Annotated in this window: 12 protein-coding genes; 6 read left to right on the top strand and 6 right to left on the bottom strand. The window is 63.6% G+C overall.

The genetic code is table 11. The features are described from left to right. Window positions 1–112 precede the first annotated feature (112 nt). A complete protein-coding gene (pdxY, locus tag TO66_RS31320) occupies window positions 113–985 on the top strand; it encodes a pyridoxal kinase PdxY (RefSeq protein WP_044465848.1) in 873 nt (290 codons plus the stop codon). 93 nt (window positions 986–1,078) lie between these two features. Here the strand turns inward: pdxY and TO66_RS31315 are convergent, their stop codons facing one another. Then, window positions 1,079–1,561: an acyl-CoA thioesterase gene (locus TO66_RS31315; RefSeq protein WP_044465847.1), complete on the bottom strand. Its 483-nt coding sequence runs from the start codon at window positions 1,559–1,561 to the stop codon at window positions 1,079–1,081. A 262-nt stretch (window positions 1,562–1,823) separates the two neighbouring features. On the opposite strand from TO66_RS31315, the gene TO66_RS31310 reads away from it, so the two are divergent. Further along, window positions 1,824–3,587 carry a cation:proton antiporter gene (locus TO66_RS31310; RefSeq protein WP_044465846.1) on the top strand — a complete coding sequence of 588 codons (1,764 nt, stop codon included), beginning with the start codon at window positions 1,824–1,826 and terminating at the stop codon, window positions 3,585–3,587. Between the two features lie 72 nt (window positions 3,588–3,659). Here the strand turns inward: TO66_RS31310 and TO66_RS31305 are convergent, their stop codons facing one another. The 4 genes from TO66_RS31305 to uvrD all read right to left on the bottom strand — a co-directional run bounded on the left by TO66_RS31305 (window position 3,660) and on the right by uvrD (window position 7,960). After that, window positions 3,660–4,067, bottom strand: a complete 408-nt coding sequence (locus TO66_RS31305; protein WP_007927598.1) for an SMI1/KNR4 family protein — start codon at window positions 4,065–4,067, stop codon at window positions 3,660–3,662. 139 nt (window positions 4,068–4,206) lie between these two features. Continuing rightward, window positions 4,207–5,082, bottom strand: a complete 876-nt coding sequence (locus tag TO66_RS31300; RefSeq protein ID WP_044465845.1) for a Tim44 domain-containing protein — start codon at window positions 5,080–5,082, stop codon at window positions 4,207–4,209. Between the two features lie 180 nt (window positions 5,083–5,262). Continuing rightward, window positions 5,263–5,703 carry an EamA family transporter gene (locus TO66_RS31295; protein WP_044465844.1) on the bottom strand — a complete coding sequence of 147 codons (441 nt, stop codon included), beginning with the start codon at window positions 5,701–5,703 and terminating at the stop codon, window positions 5,263–5,265. A 73-nt stretch (window positions 5,704–5,776) separates the two neighbouring features. Then, entirely contained in the window at window positions 5,777–7,960 is a 2,184-nt protein-coding gene (uvrD, locus tag TO66_RS31290) for a DNA helicase II (RefSeq protein ID WP_044465843.1), read from the bottom strand. Between the two features lie 244 nt (window positions 7,961–8,204). Here uvrD and TO66_RS31285 point away from each other — a divergent pair, with 244 nt between their 5' ends. The 3 genes from TO66_RS31285 (at window position 8,205) to TO66_RS33100 (ending at window position 12,643) form a co-directional block, all read left to right on the top strand. After that, a complete protein-coding gene (locus TO66_RS31285; RefSeq protein WP_044465842.1) occupies window positions 8,205–11,069 on the top strand; it encodes a bifunctional diguanylate cyclase/phosphodiesterase in 2,865 nt (954 codons plus the stop codon). Between the two features lie 245 nt (window positions 11,070–11,314). After that, complete coding sequence (hexR, locus tag TO66_RS31280; protein WP_025131545.1) at window positions 11,315–12,181, top strand: transcriptional regulator HexR; 867 nt, start codon at window positions 11,315–11,317, stop codon at window positions 12,179–12,181. A gap of 249 nt (window positions 12,182–12,430) precedes the next feature. Next, window positions 12,431–12,643, top strand: coding sequence for a PA3496 family putative envelope integrity protein (locus tag TO66_RS33100; RefSeq protein ID WP_082061156.1), 213 nt, complete (start codon window positions 12,431–12,433; stop codon window positions 12,641–12,643). Here TO66_RS33100 and TO66_RS31275 read toward each other — a convergent pair. After that, the gene (locus TO66_RS31275; protein WP_044465841.1) at window positions 12,585–13,547 is read right to left on the bottom strand and encodes a LysR family transcriptional regulator; all 963 of its coding nucleotides are present in this window, start codon (window positions 13,545–13,547) and stop codon (window positions 12,585–12,587) included. The genes TO66_RS33100 and TO66_RS31275 overlap by 59 nt on opposite strands. Window positions 13,548–13,900: 353 nt before the next feature. Here TO66_RS31275 and TO66_RS31270 point away from each other — a divergent pair, with 353 nt between their 5' ends. Then, on the top strand, window positions 13,901–15,316 hold the full coding sequence (locus TO66_RS31270) for an acetyl-CoA carboxylase biotin carboxylase subunit (RefSeq protein WP_044465840.1): 1,416 nt from the start codon (window positions 13,901–13,903) through the stop codon (window positions 15,314–15,316). Window positions 15,317–15,323 lie beyond the last annotated feature (7 nt).

The following is a 15,323-nucleotide window of genomic DNA, read 5'->3' as shown; positions in this document are numbered from 1 at the left end:
TGCGCTCCAACGAAGTCGCACCAGCTTAACTGCGTCTTCGGTCTGTCGTACAGGTTGCGTTTAGTCGCATACTGCGCGGCTCGAATTTCAATCGTTTTACGGAATGACCCGAATGAAACGCACGCCTCATCTGCTCGCGATCCAGTCCCATGTGGTCTTCGGCCATGCCGGCAACAGCGCCGCGGTGTTCCCCATGCAGCGGGTCGGGGTGAATGTCTGGCCGCTCAATACCGTGCAGTTCTCCAACCACACGCAATACGGCCAGTGGGCGGGGGAGGTGTTGCCGCCCCAGCAGATCCCGGCGCTGGTGGAAGGCATTGCCGCGATTGGCGAGCTGGGCAATTGCGACGCGGTGTTGTCCGGCTACCTGGGGAGCGCGGCACAGGGGCGGGCGATCCTCAGTGGCGTGGCGCGGATCAAGGCGATCAATCCCAAGGCCCTGTACCTGTGCGACCCGGTGATGGGGCACCCGGAGAAGGGCTGCATCGTGCCCCAAGAGGTCAGCGATTTCCTGTTGGAAGAGGCGGCCGCTGTGGCGGATTTCCTTTGCCCCAATCAGCTGGAGCTGGACAGCTTCGCCGGGCGCAAGCCGCAATCGCTGTTCGACTGCCTGGCCATGGCCCGGGCATTGCTGGCCCGTGGCCCGAAAGCGGTGCTGGTCAAGCATCTGGATTACCCGGGCAAGCTGCCGGAGGGGTTCGAAATGCTGCTGGTGACCGCCGAAGGCAGCTGGCACCTGCGGCGTCCGCTGCTGGCGTTCCCGCGTCAGCCGGTGGGGGTGGGCGACCTGACCTCGGGCCTGTTCCTGGCCCGGGTGCTGCTGGGCGACAGCCTGGTGGCGGCGTTCGAGTTCACCGCCGCAGCGGTGCATGAGGTGCTGCTGGAAACCCAGGCCTGTGCCAGCTACGAGCTGCAACTGGTGCGCGCCCAGGACCGGATCACCCATCCGCGGGTGCGGTTCGAGGCGGTGTCGATCGACCTGTGATGGGCGGTGGCCGCTTTCGCGGCCGGATCGCGAGCAAGCTCGCTCCTAGAGGTCCGGGGGATCGCTGCGGGAGCGGGCTGGCTTGTCGGAGAGTCAGGCGTCGTCCTTGATTTCCTGATAGCGCTTTTCCAGCTCCTGGCGAATCTGCCGGCGTTGCTGGGCCTGCATGAAGCGTCGCTTGTCTTCGCTGGTTTCTGGCTGCAGGGGCGGCACGGCGGCGGGTTTGCGCTGGTCGTCGACCGCCACCATGGTGAAGAAGCAGCTGTTGGTATGGCGTACCGAACGCTCGCGGATGTTCTCGGTGACCACCTTGATACCGACTTCCATCGAGGTATTGCCGGTGTAGTTGACCGACGCCAGGAAGGTCACCAGTTCGCCGACATGGATCGGCTCGCGGAAGATCACCTGGTCCACCGACAGGGTCACCACATAGCGGCCGGCATAACGGCTGGCGCAGGCATAGGCGACTTCGTCGAGGTACTTGAGCAGGGTGCCGCCGTGGACATTGCCTGAAAAATTGGCCATGTCAGGGGTCATCAATACCGTCATCGACAGCTGGGCGTTTCCGGGTTCCATAGCACACTCACGGGTTGTAGGCGGGGGTTGCGGGCGCACCTCTGCGGGTGCTCGGTCAGCGTTTCAAACCATCGATAACGGGACGCCGCGCCGGCGGTTGCCGTCACGCGGCGCTGCATCTGTTTCCATATATTGCACCGCCTTCCTGGCACAAGTCGCGATGTTACCCTGCAAAAGCCCGTCCCCAGGGCTTTTCCCGCTGGCCGGCCGCTGCCCGGCGGCCGGCTCGACCGCCAGAATGTCACCCAAGGAGCCTCTTGCCATGCATGCCATCAGCTTTATTCAGGACCTGGCGGTGATCATGCTGGTCGCAGGCGTGGTGACCATCCTTTTTCACCGGTTCAAGCAGCCGGTGGTGCTCGGCTATATCGTTGCCGGCTTCATCATCGGCCCCCATACCCCACCGTTCGGCCTGATCCACGACGAAGACACCATCAAGACCCTGGCCGAGCTGGGGGTGATCTTCCTGATGTTCTGCCTGGGCCTGGAGTTCAGCCTGCGCAAGCTGTTCAAGGTGGGCGCCACGGCCTTTATCGCGGCGTTCCTGGAAATCGTCCTGATGATCTGGATCGGCTACGAAATCGGCCGCTGGTTTGACTGGAACACCATGGATTCGCTGTTCTTGGGGGCGATCCTGGCGATCTCCTCGACCACCATCATCGTCAAGGCGCTCAACGACCTGAAGATGAAGAACCAGCGCTTCGCCCAGCTGATCTTCGGCGTGCTGATCGTCGAGGACATCCTCGGCATCGGCATCATCGCCCTGCTGTCGAGCATTGCTGTCAGTGGCAACGTCAGTTCCGGGGAGGTGTTCTCCACCGTCGGCAAGCTCTCGCTGTTCATGATCGTCGCTCTGGTGATCGGCATTTTGCTGGTGCCGCGGCTGCTGGCCTATGTCGCCAGGTTCGACAGCAACGAGATGCTGCTGATCACGGTGCTGGGGCTGTGTTTCGGCTTCTGCCTGCTGGTGGTCAAGCTGGAATACAGCATGGTGCTGGGGGCCTTCCTGATCGGCGCGATCATGGCCGAATCGCGGCAATTGTTGAAGATCGAGCGGCTGATCGAACCGGTTCGCGACCTGTTCAGCGCCATCTTCTTCGTCGCCATCGGCCTGATGCTCGACCCGCAGATTCTCCTGCAATACGCCTGGCCGATCGCGGTGATCACCGTCGCGGTGGTCCTGGGCAAGATGCTGTCCTGCGGCCTGGGCGCCTTCATCGCCGGCAATGACGGGCGGACCTCGCTGCGGGTCGGCATGGGCCTGTCACAGATTGGCGAGTTCTCCTTCATCATTGCGGCGCTGGGCATGACTCTGCAGGTCACCAGCAACTTCCTCTACCCGGTGGCGGTCGCGGTGTCGGTGATTACCACCTTGCTCACGCCGTACCTGATCCGCGCTGCCGACCCGCTGTCGCTGAAGCTCGCCGCCGTGTTGCCCACCCGCCTGAGCCGGGTGCTGGGCATGTATGGCGAATGGCTGCGCAGCATCCAGCCGCAAGGCGAGGGTGCGCTGCTGGCCTCGATGATCCGGCGGATTCTGTTGCAGGTCGGGGTCAACCTGGCGCTGGTGGTGGCGATCTTCTTCGCCGGGGGTTATTTCGCGGTTCGCATCGGCAACTATCTGCAGGACTGGATCAGCGATCCGAGCTGGCAGAAGGCATTGATCTGGGGCGGGGCGTTGCTGGTATCGCTGCCGTTCCTGATCGCCGCCTATCGCAAGCTCAAGGCCCTGTCGATGCTGCTGGCGGAAATGGGGGTGAAGGCGGAAATGGCCGGGCGGCATACCCAGCGGGTGCGCCGGGTGATCGCCGAAGTGATCCCGGTGCTGTCGCTGCTGGTGATTTTCCTGCTGTTGGCGGCCCTGTCTTCGAGCATCCTGCCGACCACCGAACTGCTGATGCTGATCGCAGTAGTGACGGCAGCGGTGGCCGCGCTGCTGTGGCGCTGGTTCATCCGGGTGCATACCCGTATGCAGGTCGCCTTGCTGGATACCCTGGATAACCACAAGGAAGACGGCGGGCACTGATTGGGCCAGCCAGGCCCCGGCGCACTGGAGGGTGGCTGGGGCGGGTGGTCGATGCCTGCGCCAGCGGGGCGATCAGCTTTCCAGCCAGACGTCCCGTGCCCAGTGCCACACCGATTCCCACGACTCTTCGGTAATCAGCTCTTCTTCGCCGGACCACAGCACCACGGTGCCGTCTTCCTCGACGCAGTAGTAGTCGTCGCCGTCCTGGCAGATCGGGATCAGCTCGCGTGGTACGCCCATGTCCCAGGCGGTGGCGGCCACTTCCGGCAGGTAGGTATGGGACTGCGGGTCGGTCACGGTGACCGGCTCCAGGCTGCCGTAGACGACATCGCTCACGGTCAACAGGAACTCTTTGAAGACGAAGGGGATATTGATGAACAGCTGTTCTTCGATTTCCACCAGCAGGTCTTCGTCCGGCAGTTCCAGGGGAACGGGTACCGGTTCGTTTGCCTCACGGAGTTGTTCGATGACTTCTTCCACGGCCTGGGTCCTCTTAGCTCTATGGCGCGGTTTAAATAGACGGCGGTTTATACAGTAGCTTGCTACAAGTGCAATCGTGAAATGCAAAACCCCGACCTGAGTCGGGGTTTTGCGATTACCGATATGACACCGAAGAGGGTCAGCCGTTCTGGCGAATACCTGCAACCAGCCAAGGCTGGTTTTCGCCCTGGGCGCGTTCCATGTTCCAGCTTTCGCTGAAGACTTCGCCCTGGTCGAAACGCGAGGTCTTGGACACGCCACTGAAGGTCAGGGTGGCGATGGTCTTGTCGGCGCGGTCGTCTACACCTTCAAGGCGCACGTCCAGGTTGTCGATGTAGGTCGACTGGAAGCCGTCGCCCAGGTCGGCGCGTTCCTGCTTCAGGAATTGCAGCATCTGCGGGGTCACGAACTCGGCGATCTTGTCCATTTCGTTGGCGTCCCAGTGTTGTTGCAGGGACTGGAAGTGGTTGCGCGCGGCTTCGACGAAGCGCTCTTCGTTGAACCAGGCCGGGGCGTTGATCACCGGACGTGCGGCAGGCGCAGCCGAACCACCGAAGATCGAGCCGCCAGCAGGTTGCCGAGGTTCGAAGGCTTCACGCTGCATCGGCGCATGGCCGGCCGGAGCGTACTGCTCCTGCTGCTTGCGGCGACGGGCGGCGATGAAACGGAAGACCAGGAAGGCGATGACCGCCATGATCAGGATGTCGAAGATCTGCATGCCCTGGAAGCCGTCGCCCATGAACATGGAAGCCAGCAGGCCGCCCGCGGCGATACCGGCCAGTGGGCCGAGCCAGCGCGAAGCGCCGCCAGCCTTGGCAGCGGCGCCCGCGGCACCGGCCGCGCCTGCGGTCGCGGCGGCAGGGCCCATGCCGGAAGAAGACGGAGCCATCTGGCTGGTCTGGTGGGTCGGGGCAGCGCCGGCGCTTTTGCCGCCACCAAAGCGTTTGGCGTTGGCGTCGAGGCTCATCGTCAGGCCGATGCACAACGCCATGGCGATGCTAAGAAAACGTATCATAAAGGGAATTCCCATTTGTGGATGGCACGCGCGCCATGTTGCACACGTGAAGTGTCACTGGCTAGCGGCAGAGTGTTTCGGGCTTTTGCCTGACAGCCACGGTTCAGCTTCGGTCGAGACAAGTGGGCCCACTACAGGTTTGTCCATTGGTCGCGGACAAGGGTTCAGCGCCGCAACGCCTCAGCGCTTGAGCGCGAGGAGGATCACCCCGGCGCCGATCAAGGCGATGCCGGACCATTGCCGCAGGTCGAGTTTTTCGCCCAGGAGCAGCACGCCCAGGACGGCCACAAGCACCACGCTGAGCTTGTCCACCGGCGCCACCAGCGAGGCCGGCCCGACTTTCAGCGCGCGGAAATAGCAGATCCACGATGCGCCGGTGGCCAGTCCGGACAGCATCAGGAACAGATAGCTCCTGGGCGAAATCGAACCCAGGGACTGATATTGGCCCGTCGCGTACAAAATCAAGGCCAGGCTGAACAGCACCACCACGGTGCGCAGCAGGGTGGCGAAGTCGGAATTGAGGTTTTCGATGCCGATCTTGGCGAAGATCGCGGTCAGGGCGGCGAACGCCGCCGACAGCAGGGCCCAGAATGTCCAGGAAGAAAAGAAGCCCGAGCCCATGTGCGTTGCTCCTCGATACCGGAATGGGGCCAACCGCAGGAGCGAGCCGTCGAGCGGCCGCTCCTTGCATTTATCAGATGGCTTCGAGCTTGGCGTAGCCGAGCATCAGCCACTTGCTGCCTTCGCTGAAGTTCACCTGGACCCGGGCCTGGGCGCCAGCGCCCTCGAAATTGAGGATCACCCCGTCGCCGAAAACCGAATGGCGCACGGCCTGGCCGAGGCTGAGGCCGGTTTCCGGAATCTCGCTGCCGCCGAACAGGCTGCTGGTGCTCTGCGACTGGCCACCGCCGAACGGACGGCTGACGCTATTGGACAGGCGCACTTCCTGGATCAGGCCTTTCGGGACTTCCCGTACGAAACGCGACACCTTGTTGTAGGTTTCGCTGCCGTACAGGCGTCGGGTCTCGGCGTAGGTCATCACCAGGTTCTGCATCGCCCGGGTAATGCCGACATACGCCAGGCGCCGCTCTTCCTCAAGGCGGCCGGGTTCTTCCAGGCTCATCTTGTGCGGGAACAGGCCTTCTTCCATGCCCACCAGGAACACGTAGGGGAATTCCAGGCCCTTGGCGCTGTGCAGGGTCATCAGCTGGATGCTGTCTTCGTGCTCGTCGGCCTGGGTGTCGCCGGCTTCCAGCGACGCATGGCCGAGGAAGGCCGCCAGGGGCGTCAGTTCCTGCTCGTCTTCGGTGTGTTCGAAGTTGCGCGCGGCGCTGACCAGTTCCTCGAGGTTTTCTACCCGAGCCTGGCCTTTCTCGCCTTTTTCCGCCTCGTGATAGGCGATCAGGCCGGACTGCTCGATGACGACCTGGGTCATCAGGTGCAGCGGCATTTCGGCGGTGATGGTCGCCAGGTGCTCGATCAGTTCCATGAACGCATTCAGGGCCCCGGCGGCACGCCCGGCCAGGCCTTTGTTGACCACCAGCTGGCGCATCGCTTCCCACATCGACACATGGCTGTGGCGCGCGTGTTCGCGAATCGCTTCGACGGTCTTTTCGCCGATGCCGCGGGCCGGCACGTTGATCACCCGCTCCAGGGCCGCGTCGTTGCCGCGCCCTTCGAGCAGGCGCAGGTAGGCCATGGCGTTCTTGATCTCGGCGCGCTCGAAGAAGCGCTGGCCGCCGTAGATGCGATAGGGGATGCGCTCGCGCAGCAGGGCCTCTTCCAGCACCCGCGACTGGGCGTTGGAACGGTACAGGATGGCGATATCGCTGCGGGCCAGGCCGGTCTTCAGGGCGCTTTCGATGGTTTCCACCACGTAGCGCGCTTCGTCGTGTTCGTTGAAGGCGGCGTACAGGTTGATCGCCTCGCCCTCGCCGCCATCGGTCCACAGCTCCTTACCCAGGCGCCCGGTGTTGTTGGCGATCAGGGCGTTGGCGGCCTTGAGGATGCCGGCGGTGGAGCGGTAGTTCTGCTCCAGGCGGATCACCTCGGTATCGGGGAAGTCCGCGGAATACTGATGGATGTTCTCGATCTTCGCCCCACGCCAGCCGTAGATCGACTGGTCGTCGTCGCCCACCACCATCAGGCTGTCGCCGCCCTTGGCCAGCAGGCGCAACCAGGCGTACTGCACGGCGTTGGTGTCCTGGAACTCGTCCACCAGCACATGGCGGAAGCGCTTCTGGTAGTGCGCCAGCAGGCCGGGATGGTCGCGCCACAGGTCCAGGGCGCGCAGCAGCAGCTCGGAGAAGTCGATGACCCCGGCGCGCTGGCAGGCGGCCTCGTAGGCTTCGTAGATGCCGCGCATGGTGGCCAGGAACAGGTCGCCGCTGGCCTGGATGTGCTGCGGGCGCAGGCCTTCGTCTTTCTGCCCGTTGATGAACCACTGGGCCTGGCGGGCCGGCCAGCGCTGCTCGTCCAGGCCGAGGTCGCGGATTACCCGCTTGACCAGGCGTTGCTGGTCGTCGCTGTCGAGGATCTGGAAGGTCTGGCTCAGGCCGGCCTCTTGCCAGTGCGCCCGCAGCAGGCGGTGCGCCAGGCCGTGGAAGGTGCCGACCCACATGCCGGCCGGGTTGATGCCCATCAACTGCTCGATGCGCTGGCGCATCTCGGCAGCGGCCTTGTTGGTGAAGGTCACCGACAGGATCGAATGGGGCGAGGCGTTCTCGACCTGGATCAACCAGGCGATACGGTGCACCAGCACTCGGGTTTTACCGGAGCCAGCACCGGCCAGGACCAACTGACGACCCAGGGAGGCGGCTACGGCCTGGCGTTGGGCATCGTTGAGGGAGTTCAGCAGAAGGGAGAGATCATCGCGCATCGGGGCATTCTAGGGGGCCGGCGCACCCCGGGCAAACCCGGCTTCGGTTTAGCCGATAAAAGAGCGTGGGGACGACCGGTCGGTCACGGGCTACAGCCATTGGCCGTGCTTGGCTGGAGGAATCCGGCGAGGATCGGCGGCCGCGCGGATTTGCCGATTTTATGATTCCGGGCAGTTTGGTCCGGGCGGTGGCTTGTGTATGCTCCGGCGACGTTTCGGGCTCATCATTATAAGAACACTGCCTATGACACTCAGCACCGGCCCGTCGGGACCCTCCGTGGAGCCTCGGGTTATTCGCAAGCAATACGCCATGGAGATGGCGGTAGAGCGCACGCGCCTGCTGTACCAGGGCTCCCTGTTGCCCACCCTGTTCATGCTGCTCAACGGCCTGGTCTGCGCCTGGTTGTTGTGGAGTCCGGAGCGTTACTGGCTGGTCAGCGTGTGGATGGTCTGGTTGCTGGCCCTGGTCGCCCTGCGGGTGATCCAGGTCGCGGCGTTCGATTCGGCGATTCCCAGCCGCCAGGCGCAACCGGTATGGCGCCGCATGTTCCTGCTCGGCTCCGCCGTCAGCGGCCTGACCCTGGCCTGCGCCGGCATCGCCTTGATGCCCACCGACAATTTCCTGCAGCAGGCCTGGGTCTTCGGCCTGATCGGCGCGGCGATCCTCTCGGCCAGCGTGGCCTACGCGGTCAGTCTGCCGGCCTTCCTGTCCTTTACCTTGCCCTGCCTGCTGCCCGCGATCGGCTACCTGTTCTGGGGCGGCGACGAGCAGCAGCGCGGCTGGGGCTGGCTGGGGTTGATCCTCCTGGTGTCATTGAGCGTGGTGGCCTGGCAGGTCAACCGCCTGATCCGCACGGCGCTGCTGCGGCGTTTCCAGACCCAGGCCCTGATCGAGCATCTGCAACAGGCGCAGGGCCGCAGCGAACAGCTCAACAGCGAGCTGTTGCGCGAAGTCGAGCAGCGCCGCCGCGCTGAAGAGGAGCTGCGCGAGGTCCAGGTCGGCCTGGAGGACCGCGTGGCCCGGCGCAGCCGCGAACTGGACGCCGCCAACCAGGCATTGCGCAAGAGCGAGGCGCGCCTGGCGCTGGCCTTGAAGGCCAGCCAGCTGGGGTTGTGGGACTGGAACCTGCAGACCGATGAGGTCCACCACAGCCATATCAAGGAGCTGTTCGGCCTGGAACCGGAGTTCGTGCGAGGGATGCTCAGCCATCTCAAGCCGCTGCTGCACCCCGAAGACCTGCCACTGCTCAAGCGCGCGCTGGTGGAACACCTGAAAGGACGCACCGAGGACTACCTGGTGGAATACCGCGTGCGCCATGGCGACGGTCACTGGATGTGGATCGAGGACCGCGGGCGTGCGGTCGAGCGAGGGGCCGGTGGACGGGTGTTACGCATGGTCGGCACCCGCCGTGACATCAGCGCCGGCAAGCAGCAGGAGGAGCAGCGGCGCCTGTCGGCGATGGTGTTCGAGGCGGCCAGCGAAGGCATCGTCATCCTCGACCCCAATTACGTATTGCTGGCGGTCAACCAGGCGTTCAGCCGGGTCACCGGGTATCAGATCGAGGACATGCTCGGGCGCAACCTGGTCGACCTGCCGTGCAGCCGCGACGCGCGGCGCCACTATTCAATGATTCACCAGGCCCTCGAGCAGCACGGCAGCTGGCAGGGCGAACTGGTGGAGGCGCGCAAGAACGGCGAGCTGTATCCGCAGTGGCTGCAATTGAACGTGGTGCGCGATTCTCGGGGAAAAGTCAGCCACATGGTGGGTTTCTTCGCCGATCTTTCGGCGCGGCGCGAATCCGAAGAGCGCATGCGCTATCTGACCCACTACGACGAACTTACCGGGCTGGCCAACCGCTCGCTGTTCCGCGAGCGGCTACGCGATGCCCACCAGCGGGTACGCCAGGGCGGTCGTAGCCTGGCCCTGGTGCATATCAACCTGGACCGCTTCAAGCTGCTCAACGACAGCCTGGGCCACGACATCGCCGACCAGTTGCTGCAAAAGATGGCCCGGCGGCTGGTCAGTGCGCTGCCGGAGGCCGACACCATCGCCCGGTTGTCCGGCGACGAGTTCGCGGTGCTGTTCGACGCCTACGGCAACCTGTCGAGCCTGGCCCGGGTGGCCACGCGGCTGTCGGCGAAACTGCGCCTGCCCATCACCGTGGAAGGGCACGAGCTGGTGGTCAACGCCTCCATGGGGATCAGCATGCTGCCCGACAGCGCCCGGGAAATACCGGCGCTGGTCAGCCAGGCGAACATCGCCATGCAACACGCCAAGCACCTGGGCGGCAACAACTTCCAGTTCTACACCGCCAGCCTGCAGGCCAGCACCCTGGAGCGCCTGCAACTGGAGAACCAGCTGCGCAAGGCGATTGAGGAGCGCCAGCTGAAAGTGTTCTACCAGCCGAAGCTGTGCCTCGCCACGGGCCGCCTCAATGCCGCCGAAGCCCTGGTGCGCTGGGACCATCCCGGCATGGGCCGGGTGCCGCCGGGGGATTTCATCGGCCTGGCGGAGGAAACCGGGCTGATCGGTCCGATCGGCGAATTCGTGCTGCGCCAGGCCTGCTGGCAAGCCTGCGATTGGCAGCGCCAGGGGCTGCCGGCGATCCGGGTTTCGGTGAACCTGTCGGTGCATCAACTGCGCCAGGGCAAGCTGGTCAGCCTGGTGCGCAACGTGCTGCAAGAGAGCGGGCTGGCGCCGCAGCTGCTGGAACTGGAGCTGACCGAAAGCCATCTGCTGGACGGTGTCGAGCACATCATTTCCACCTTCCGGCAATTGCGCGAGCTGGGGGTGAAGCTGGCGATCGACGATTTCGGCACCGGCTATTCCTCGCTGAGCTACCTCAAGCGCATTCCGGTGGACTACGTGAAGATCGACCAGGCATTCATCCGCGGCCTGGGCGAAGGCGGCGCCGACGCTGCGATTACCCGGGCCATCATTACCATGGCTCACGGCCTGTCGCTCAAAGTGGTGGCCGAGGGGGTCGAGCACCCCGGGCAGTTGGCGTTTCTCAAGGAACAGAAGTGCGATGAGGTGCAAGGCTACCTGGTCAGCCGGCCAGTGGAGGCCGAGGGCCTGGCGGCTCTCCTGAGGGCGCAGACCCCCTAGGCGCCTTACAACGTGCAACAGGTTTCCATTGACCCCGAACGCCGCCTTCGCGGACGCGGCGATGGCGATGCAGCCCATGGCCGATACAGGCTGCGCCACTGGCTACAAAGAGTCCGCGAGGCTAAAACAGTGGGGTACGAAGGTGATTCAGTTACGCATTGAGCAGGCAAAAAGCGAATTCATGTAGTATAACTACAAGATTGCTACATCCTTGGGCGTCTGCCCCATAACAACGAGTCCAGCCCTTGAATCTGTTGCAGCACATAGCCCAGTCACGCCATCTCTTGCGCAAGTCGGAGCTCAAGGTCGCCGATCATGTGCTGCTCGATCCTGCGGCTGTCATGCACAGTTCCATGGCCGACCTGGCCCACAGCGTGGGCATCAGCGAGCCGACCATCGTGCGCTTCTGCCGCGCCATCGGCTGCTCGGGGTTCCAGGACCTGAAACTCAAGCTGGCCCAGAGCCTGGCCGCGGGGGCGAGCTTCGGCCAGTTCGCGATCCATGAAGACGACTCGGTCGCCGACTACAGCCTGAAAATCTTCGACACCACCCTGCACACGCTGATGGAGGTTCGCGAGAAGCTCGATCCGGTGGAGCTGCAAAGGGCCGTGACGCTCATGTCCCAGGCCCAGCGCGTGGAGTTCTACGGCTTTGGCGCGTCGGGCGCGGTGGCGGCGGATGCCCAGCACAAATTCTTCCGCCTGCTGCTGACCGCGGCGGCCTATTCCGACCCGCATATGCAGGCGATGTCGGCGGTGACGCTCAAGCCCTCCGACGTGGCGATCTGCATTTCCCAGTCCGGGCGCTCCAAGGACCTGCTGATCACCGCCAACCTGGTGCGCGAAAGCGGGGCCTCGCTGATCACCCTGTGCCCGAGCCAGACCCCGCTGGCCGAGCTGTCGACCGTCAATCTGGCAATCGACGTGCACGAAGACACCGAAATCTATACCCCTCTGACCTCGCGTATCGCCCACCTGGTGGTGATCGACGTGCTGGCGATGGGCGTGGCCATGGCGCGCGGTCCGAGCCTGGTCAACCACCTCAAGAGCGTGAAGCGCAGCCTTCGCAGCCTGCGCCTGTCGCCCAAGTCGGTGAAAGCCCTCGACGACTGATCGCGTTTCGTGGGGGCCATCCTGTAGGAGCGAGGCTTGCCCGCGAAAAATCGCCAACGATAACGCGAGGTGACTGAAGAGTCGCCGCTTCACGGCTATCGCTGGCAATCGAGCGTCGACCGACCGCTCCTAAAGGGGGGGCGGGGTGAGCCGTTGGGCAATGTTCATCTTCCTGTAACCGACTCGCAGCCAAATCGTCACCGGCGGGCGGCATCGTGATGCTTCCGTACTCGCATTGGGAGACTCGAAATGGCCCGGCCTTACGAAGAGAGCAGCAGCGCAGTCAAGACCCGTCGTCAGCAGGAAGACCAACGCCGCATGGAATTTCGTCGTGCGATCGAACACCGTTCCGAGCTGCGTCGCCTGCAACAGGAAATCAACGACTACCCCGAGCTGGATGCCGTCAATTACTGGCAGGCTGCTTCGGTGGCTTCCCGTCAAAACGTTCAACCAACCCGCTGATCTGCACTCGTTCGCTGCGGATAAACCCCAGGAACGCATGCGCTACCGGTGACAGGCGTTTGGCCTTGGCCTGCACCAGGCACCAGCTGCGATACAACGGCAGCTCTTCGATCGGCAGCTCGACGAGCCCTCCGGTCGCCAACTCCAGGTTCAGGGCGTGGCGCGTCAACAGCGCTACGCCCAGACCCGCCAGCACACACTCGCGCTGAGCCTCGGCCGACGACACTTCCAAGGTCTGGGTGAAGTGCACGCGCTTTTCCTTGAAGTACTCCTCGCACGCCAGGCGCGTGCCCGAACCCTGCTCGCGCACCAGCAAATTGTAGGGTTCCAGGTCTTGCAGGCGCAGCGGCCCCAGGTGGCACAGCGGATGATCGGGCGGCGCCACCGCGACGATCGGGTTGTTGAGGAACGGCAGGAACTCCAGCCCCATGTCCTGCGGGACCATGGACATGATCACCAGGTCGTCGCGATTGTCCGAGAGTCGGCGGATCACCTGGCCGCGGTTGACCACCGTCAGTTGCAGGTTCACCTCCGGATGCTGGCGCTTGAAGGCGGCAAACAGGTGCGGCACGAAGTACTTGGCGCTGGACTCCACCGCCAGCTTCAGCTGGCCCTGCAAGGAGCCCTGCATGTCCGACAGTTGCATGTCGAGGTTCTCCAGCCGCCCGAAAATGTCGCGGCTGGCCCGTTGCAGCGCCTCGGCGGCCTCGGTCATGTAGAGCTTCTTGCCCACGTAGTCGAACAGCGGCTGGCCGATCAGCTCTTCCAGCTGGCGAATCTGCAGGCTCACGGCGGGCTGGGTGAGGGACATTTCCTCCGCCGCGCGGCTGTAGGAGCGCAGATCGCACACCTCATTGAAAATCTGCAATTGGCGTAATGTCATACGCATCAAGGACTTACGCATTATCTAGAGTCTCGTGCCGCGGGCTGTCGGGCCAACTATAAGTTCTTGCTTATGCATTACCCAATAATTATTGATTTTTGTTAATTCATCGACAGGAATAGTGTGAGCCTGCGACTGGCTTGAAACATTTGGTCACGCGCCGACCCGGTCATGGGTCTGTACGAAAAGTAGGCGAGCGAAGGTCAGGCAAGGCAAAAACAGGCGAGGAAGCGGAGTGTAGGGGCCTACATGAGCATTCCGAGCCTGTTTTTAACGCAGCATGGCCCGCGTAGCGCCGAAGGCGCCCAGCGTGCAGCCACTTTTCGTACAGACCTAGCGGGTCGTCTGTTCCAACGGCTCAAGGGTACCTCCAAGTGATAAAAAAGATCCTGATCGCCAACCGTGGTGAGATTGCCGTACGAATCGTGCGTGCCTGCGCCGAGATGGGCATTCGCTCGGTCGCGATCTTCTCCGACGCCGACCGGCATGCCTTGCATGTGAAGCGTGCGGACGAAGCCCACAGCATCGGTGCCGAACCCCTGGCCGGCTACCTGAACCCGCGCAAGCTGGTGAACCTGGCAGTGGAGACCGGTTGCGACGCGCTGCACCCTGGCTACGGCTTCCTTTCGGAAAACGCTGAACTGGCGGACATCTGCGCCGAACGCGGCATCAAATTCATAGGTCCGTCGGCCGAAGTGATTCGCCGCATGGGCGACAAGACCGAAGCCCGCCGCAGCATGATCAAGGCCGGCGTGCCGGTCACCCCAGGCACCGAAGGCAACGTCTCGGGCATCGAAGAGGCCCTGAGCGAAGGCGACCGCATCGGTTACCCGGTGATGCTCAAGGCCACATCGGGCGGTGGTGGCCGCGGCATCCGTCGCTGCAACAGCCGCGAAGAGCTGGAGCAGGCATTCCCGCGGGTGATTTCCGAGGCGACCAAGGCCTTCGGCTCCGCCGAGGTGTTCCTGGAAAAGTGCATCGTCAATCCCAAGCACATCGAGGCGCAGATCCTCGGCGACAGCTTTGGCAACGTGGTGCACCTGTTCGAGCGCGACTGCTCGATCCAGCGCCGTAACCAGAAACTGATCGAGATCGCCCCGAGCCCGCAGCTGACCCCGGAACAGCGCGCCTACATCGGCGACCTGTCGGTGCGCGCGGCCAAGGCCGTGGGCTACGAGAACGCCGGGACCGTGGAGTTCCTGCTCGCCGATGGCGAGGTGTACTTCATGGAGATGAACACCCGGGTGCAGGTGGAACACACCATCACCGAAGAAATCACCGGGATCGACATCGTCCGCGAACAGATCCGCATCGCTTCCGGCCTGCCGCTGTCGGTGAAGCAGGAAGACATCCAGCACCGGGGTTTCGCCCTGCAGTTCCGGATCAACGCCGAAGACCCGAAAAACAACTTCCTGCCGAGCTTCGGCAAGATCACCCGCTATTACGCGCCCGGTGGCCCCGGCGTGCGGACCGACACGGCGATCTACACCGGCTACACCATTCCGCCGTTCTACGACTCCATGTGCCTGAAACTGGTGGTCTGGGCGCTGACCTGGGAAGAGGCGATGGACCGTGGCTTGCGTGCCCTGGACGACATGCGCCTGCAAGGTGTGAAGACCACCGCCGCCTATTACCAGGAAATCCTGCGCAACCCGGAATTCCGTAGCGGCCAGTTCAACACCAGCTTCGTCGAAAGCCACCCCGAACTGACCAACTACTCGATCAAGCGCAAACCCGAAGAGCTGGCCCTGGCCATCGCCGCCGCCATCGCCGCCCACGCAGGCCTGTGAGGAAAAG

Origin of the sequence: Pseudomonas sp. MRSN 12121 (assembly GCF_000931465.1) — a bacterium.
Classification (GTDB): Bacteria; Pseudomonadota; Gammaproteobacteria; order Pseudomonadales; family Pseudomonadaceae; genus Aquipseudomonas.
The sequence above is the reverse complement of the archived record's forward strand: the minus strand, read 5'-3'. Positions and strand labels throughout refer to the sequence as shown.

What these genes read in the sequence shown, in the direction of transcription:
- TO66_RS31310 (WP_044465846.1), top strand. Translation starts at nt 1,824, where the DNA reads ATGCATGCCATCAGCTTTATTCAGGACCTGGCGGTGATCATGCTGGTC.
- TO66_RS31315 (WP_044465847.1), bottom strand. Translation starts at nt 1,561, where the DNA reads ATGGAACCCGGAAACGCCCAGCTGTCGATGACGGTATTGATGACCCCT.
- TO66_RS31275 (WP_044465841.1), bottom strand. Translation starts at nt 13,547, where the DNA reads ATGCGTAAGTCCTTGATGCGTATGACATTACGCCAATTGCAGATTTTC.
- TO66_RS31295 (WP_044465844.1), bottom strand. Translation starts at nt 5,703, where the DNA reads ATGGGCTCGGGCTTCTTTTCTTCCTGGACATTCTGGGCCCTGCTGTCG.
- TO66_RS31300 (WP_044465845.1), bottom strand. Translation starts at nt 5,082, where the DNA reads ATGATACGTTTTCTTAGCATCGCCATGGCGTTGTGCATCGGCCTGACG.
- TO66_RS31285 (WP_044465842.1), top strand. Translation starts at nt 8,205, where the DNA reads ATGACACTCAGCACCGGCCCGTCGGGACCCTCCGTGGAGCCTCGGGTT.
- TO66_RS33100 (WP_082061156.1), top strand. Translation starts at nt 12,431, where the DNA reads ATGGCCCGGCCTTACGAAGAGAGCAGCAGCGCAGTCAAGACCCGTCGT.
- uvrD (WP_044465843.1), bottom strand. Translation starts at nt 7,960, where the DNA reads ATGCGCGATGATCTCTCCCTTCTGCTGAACTCCCTCAACGATGCCCAA.
- pdxY (WP_044465848.1), top strand. Translation starts at nt 113, where the DNA reads ATGAAACGCACGCCTCATCTGCTCGCGATCCAGTCCCATGTGGTCTTC.